The organism is Halocynthiibacter namhaensis (genome assembly GCF_000812685.1).
Taxonomy (GTDB): Bacteria; Pseudomonadota; Alphaproteobacteria; order Rhodobacterales; family Rhodobacteraceae; genus Halocynthiibacter; species Halocynthiibacter namhaensis.
Genome location: NZ_JWIF01000069.1, coordinates 1 through 4,759, shown reverse-complemented (window position 1 = coordinate 4,759; position 4,759 = coordinate 1). Strand labels below are relative to the sequence as shown.

4 protein-coding genes are annotated in these 4,759 nt (G+C 49.6%); 3 read left to right on the top strand and 1 reads right to left on the bottom strand.

The window, feature by feature from the left end:
• Together RJ38_RS15385 and RJ38_RS19405 are read left to right on the top strand one after the other, a co-directional pair.
• The coding region (locus RJ38_RS15385) for an IS3 family transposase (protein WP_039018358.1) at positions 1 to 730 on the top strand (730 nt) is incomplete at its 5' end.
• A gap of 214 nt (positions 731 to 944) precedes the next feature.
• Complete coding sequence (locus RJ38_RS19405; protein WP_272945947.1) at positions 945 to 1,079, top strand: hypothetical protein; 135 nt, start codon at positions 945 to 947, stop codon at positions 1,077 to 1,079.
• A gap of 531 nt (positions 1,080 to 1,610) precedes the next feature.
• Here RJ38_RS19405 and RJ38_RS19305 read toward each other — a convergent pair.
• Positions 1,611 to 2,174 carry a hypothetical protein gene (locus RJ38_RS19305; protein ID WP_238321726.1) on the bottom strand — a complete coding sequence of 188 codons (564 nt, stop codon included), beginning with the start codon at positions 2,172 to 2,174 and terminating at the stop codon, positions 1,611 to 1,613.
• A gap of 79 nt (positions 2,175 to 2,253) precedes the next feature.
• On the opposite strand from RJ38_RS19305, the gene RJ38_RS15380 reads away from it, so the two are divergent.
• Positions 2,254 to 4,759 (top strand): autotransporter outer membrane beta-barrel domain-containing protein (locus RJ38_RS15380; protein WP_238321725.1); only part of this gene is annotated, 2,506 nt, incomplete at its 3' end.

The window sequence follows — 4,759 nt, the reverse complement described above, 5'->3', positions numbered from 1 at the left end:
ATACCATGGCCTGTGCGCATCGCTTACTGAACAGCATCGCTTAAGCCTGCAAAGCTATGGGCGGCCTCGGATAACCGAGGAACTGCAAGAATTGGGATTACCGGTGGGCCATCGCAGGGTCGGACGTCTGATGGGCGAGAATGGCATCAAGATCATCAGAACCCAGAAATACAAGGCGACAACGGACAGCAATCACACGTTCAACATTGCACCAAATCTGTTGGATCAAGATTTCTCAGCGACTGGCCCCAATCAGAAATGGGCTGGCGACATCAGCTACATTTGGACCAGCGAAGGTTGGCTGTATCTTGCCGTCATCCTTGACCTGTATTCTCGCCGCGTCATCGGCTGGGCTATCAGTAACCGCATGAAGAAGGATCTGGCAATCCGGGCGTTAGATATGGCCGTTGCTTTGCGCCAACCACCGGAGGATTGCATTCACCATACGGATCGTGGTTCACAATATTGCTCAAATGAGTATCAGAAGCGCTTGTCCAAGCACGGTTTCAAGGTCTCGATGAGCGGCAAGGGAAATTGTTATGATAATTCTATGGTCGAGACGTTCTTCAAATCCATTAAGGCTGAGCTGATTTGGCGCAACCGTTGGGACACACGCCGTCAGGCTGAAGGCGCGATCTTCCAGTATATCAACGGGTTCTATAACCCGCGCCGTCGCCACTCATCGCTTGGCGGGAAAAGTCCCTTGGCTTTTGAGCGAAAGGCCGCATAACCGTGTCATTTGTTCCTCGCTTAGCCAGTAAAGATTACTCATCAGCCCCCCAATCAGTGACAGAGGTGAATCACGACCAAGCCTAAGCTGTAAGATAATTAATAGGTCCTGAGCCTAAGATGTATCTAGCCTTGAAGACAGGATACAGAAATGACGGAGAGCCGCAGCTTTTCAGACAAGTTCAAAGCTACTGTGGCGCTCGAAGCGCTGCGTATTGACAAGACATCGCAGCCAAGCGCAAGGTTCATTCAACGCAGGTGACGACGTGGAAGCGGCAAGCGATTGGTGGGCTGAGGACAACGAGGCCGAAGTCAAAGAGCTGCACGTCAAGATCGGAAAAATAGCCTAAAAAGCAGGACCACTTCAATTTTATCTGGGTGGAAGCCGTCATCCAGACGGTCGTCATCAAAAGCGTATATGCCGCGTCGTCAAGACGAAATAGCCAAAGAAGTAGATTCCAAATGATGGCTGTCCCAAAATAACTTTGAGTTCCATATGGATTATCGTTTCAAGTATTATTTTGAGTATTTCAATTAATCCCACCCAGCGAAACGAAATTGGCACCTGAATAGGTTGGTTGTTTCGCAAAGCCTACAAGCGACGGAATCAATCTTTGACTGGGGGGTGGGATGATGACTGCAGTTTTTTCGTTTAAAGCTACGAGTAACAACAAGATACTTGTGAATGTATTTTGCGTGAGACTGTCTAACTTGCGTTGTGTAGCTAAGTTGGCGCTGTCAACATCAGCTCTTAGTGTCTTGTTAGGCACCTCTGCTTGGTCTCAAGCTTGTGGGCTAGATTTGGCCGGACAAGGGACAAATACTTGTAACAGCGCAAATTACACCTTCCCAACAGCCAATCCTAACGGAAAAGCAATCGATTATACTGGGTCAGATGGCTTAACCCTGAATTTCACCAACCCCATGACCACGATCACACCGACGACAGGCACGCCTTTTGCTGGGGTCTTTCTAGACGGCACAAATAATTTAACTGTTAATGCCACCAATATCGACAGTATTACAGGGTTTGCTCGAGGTATCGTTGTAGGGCATGACGCTGGGGCAGGCACTGCTGCTATAAATTTAGATGGTGCAAGAATTGAAACTGCGGCATCAACAAATTTAGGTTTGGGGTCCTTTGGTTCATTTGTAACAGTTCGGGCGGCATCAGAGGCTGACGGTATTATAACAGCGAATAGCAGTAATATTCTGTTAAACCCAAAGGGGAACAGCGCTGGTATTGCGGTTATTAATGCAGGTGATGGTGGGAATGCGACTATCATTTTGACAGACACAAATATTGAAACGCGCGGCCAAGCCACTACCGCGGTAAATAGTCTTGTCAGTAACACCGGTTCAACGGGTGATGCATCTGTTGTTATGACTGGCGGTTCAATTTTGACATCCCAAGGCGCAACTGGTGCCGCTTCAGGCGGTATCATTTCACACAATAATGGTTTGGGCGCTGCATATACCGAGGTCAATAATGTAACGGTTAATGTTCGAGGGACACAATCGACTGTGACCAATCCGAGTGCTACCCTCTCGGGAGACAATGGTGTTGTTGCAGTTGTTGGCAACGCTGATTCTGGTGTCCCTCAAAACGCAACAAATACAGCAACGGCCACCACAATTATGAATGGCGGGAGTATTTTTGTTGGTGCGATGGATACTGCGAATGGTTTGGGGGCAATCAATTTGGCCATGGGTGGCGCAGAAGTAATGATGACGGGTGGATCTGTTACGACAGAAGGCTTTAATGCGAATGCTGTTATGGCAAGTGTTCGCAGACATACCAACAACACGTCAAGTGCAATTGCCACGGTCGTAGGTGGAACAGTTAATACAATCGGTGTGAATTCGGCTGGGGTTGCTGGATATAATAACGGGCTAGGTCTGGGGCGTGCGGATGTCCGTGGTGGTACTGAGGTTCTTGTGACGGGTATGAGTTCCAGCGCAGTTTCTGTTCGTTCACGGCGAAGAACAGAGGTGTATATTGAAGGCCCCGGCACAGTACTTACCGCAACCAATGCCGATTCTTCTGGTATCTTAGTTCGTCAGCTTGATTCTGGGGCTTCGGGAACCTTTGATGTTTTTGTTGGTGATGGTGTTGTTGTGACAGGTGGTCAGGGTGTTGATTCAGCTGGTATTGAGATCGACAGTCAGACTGGAAACACGGGTATTGTTCAGATTGCCAATGGCGCGACGATCGGTGTGGGTGTAGGTGCACGTGCTGGCATTTGGGATAAGGATGGCGATGCGATCGTCACCAGCGCAGGTCTGGTAAATGGTGTGCCAAATGGTATTGCGATTGATACTGGCGACGGGGAAGACACTGTAAACCTTATCGCCGGTAGTGTGACCAATGGGGATGTCGATACGGGGTCTGAAGATGACATTGTAAATGTGGTTAGTGCCACTTCGGGCGTTTTGGCCACTCTGAATGGTGGAATTATTACAGGCAGTGGCGAGGATACAGTTATCTTGGCGGATGGCAGTGTTGTCACCGACGGATTAGATACCGGTGATGATAACGACACCTTTACGATTGGGTCGAACTCTGCAGATGTTGCGAGTTTGGCGGGCGGTATCGATGCTGGGTTTGGTGATGACTCCGGTGCGCTGCTGATGGGCAGCGTTGTTGCGGGTGATATCCTGATGAACCGCGGTTCTGATGATCTAACCATTGATGGTGGCGCTGATATTACGGGTGCCACGATGATTGATGGCGGCGATGATGCATCTATTGCGGATGGTGAAATCGATATTTTACATCTGAACGGCGGCACGCGCAGTTTTGACGGTGGTGATTTGACCAACTGGGAAACTGTAAATTTGACTGGCGGTGCGGATATTACGTTTAGTGGTAGCGCACTTGTGACAGGTTCAGCAACCGGGACAGGTCCACACGGGCAACCTTATGGATTAACTGTACAAAGTGGTGCGACCGCGCGGTTTGATGGAAACTTCACTGTTGACGGAAACCTGAATAACGCCGGAACAGTTGATTTGACACTGGACGGTGCGGTTGGGACCCAGTTGAACGTCCAGTCCAATTATGTAGGAACGGCGGGTTCGTCTTTTCTGATCGATGTGAATTTGGATGATGGTGGCCCTGATAACGCCCCTGCGACGGACCTTACGCGCAGTGACCTTATGGTGGTTCAAGGGAATGCATCCGGATCAACCAATGTTTTTGTCAGTAATTTGGCTGGGTTGGGTGCAATCACCGATATTAACCAAAATGACATAGTTGACCCTGGTGAAGGGATTCTTTTTGCGCGGGTGGAAGGGACCTCAACAGCGGGGCTATTTAGCCTTGGTGGGCCTGCAACAGTCGGTGCTTTCACGTATGACCTTGTCGCATTGGATCCTGCAAATGATCCGAGCAAAACGTTTTGGGAATATGTCTTGGCCAATCGGTTCTCTACTCCTAGCGAAGGGTATGAAACATATCCGCGCGCTGTGATGTTTACGATGCCCACTTTGCACCAACGTGTTGGCAATCGCCACTGGAAGGGGAATTTGCAGCCTGAAGTCGCGGGAACGGAAATTTTCTGTAAAGATCCTGAACAAAACTATCGCTGCACACTGACTGAAGAACAGGCTTCTTATTATGATGACGAAATACTGATCGAAGAAAACAGTGGGTGGGTTCGGATCGTCGGCAGCCATGCCCGTATTGCACCTACGTTTTCAACGACGGGCGTAAACTACAACATTGAAACTGTAGAAATTCAGGCAGGCATTGACCGCTTGCTACGTGAAAGTGACGAGGGCAACAAGTGGATCGGTGGCTTGAACGCTCAGATCAGTACGTCCGGTGTTGCCGGTACGGATCCAAGCGGTGACGCATCGATGAAAGCGACCGGTTTGGGCATTGGCGGCACGCTGACATACTATAAGCCAAACGGGTTCTATACTGATATCCAAGCACGCCTTATGGCGGTTAGCACTGATTTTTCTTCTGCCTCGTCGGGCAGCTACGATAACGCACGCGCCGTTGTGGCTTCGGCCTCTGTTGAGG

What these genes read in the sequence shown, in the direction of transcription:
- RJ38_RS19305 (WP_238321726.1), bottom strand. Translation starts at nt 2,174, where the DNA reads ATGATACCGCCTGAAGCGGCACCAGTTGCGCCTTGGGATGTCAAAATT.